We start from the raw sequence: 410 nt of genomic DNA, 5'->3' as shown, positions 1-410 counted from the left end.
GCTTTTGCAGCTGCGATCTTCATTTCTTCGTTAATGCCAGTTGCGCGAACATCCAGGGCACCACGGAAGATACCAGGGAAGGCAAGTACGTTGTTCACCTGGTTCGGGAAGTCAGAGCGTCCAGTACCGATAACGCGGGCACCAGCTTCTTTTGCATCATCTGGCAGGATTTCTGGATCTGGGTTCGCCATTGCGAAGATGATCGGGTCCTTCGCCATTGTGCGGACATCGTCTTTGGACAATAGGTTTGCCAAAGATACACCGATGAATACGTCAGCATCCTTGATTGCATCGGAAAGGCTGCCTTCCTGACGATCACGGTTTGTGATTTTCGCTACGCGGTCTTTCATTTTGTTCATGCCCTCCGGACGACCTTCGTAGATCATACCTTTGGAATCACACATGATGAC

General features: G+C 50.5%; 1 protein-coding gene. It reads right to left on the bottom strand.

The window, feature by feature from the left end:
* Positions 1 to 410 (bottom strand): malic enzyme-like NAD(P)-binding protein (locus CHH48_RS19175; RefSeq protein ID WP_303621147.1); only part of this gene is annotated, 410 nt, incomplete at both ends.

Source organism: Terribacillus saccharophilus (genome assembly GCF_002272075.1).
Classification (GTDB): Bacteria; Bacillota; Bacilli; order Bacillales; family Amphibacillaceae; genus Terribacillus; species Terribacillus saccharophilus_A.
The sequence above is the reverse complement of the archived record's forward strand: the minus strand, read 5'-3'. Positions and strand labels throughout refer to the sequence as shown.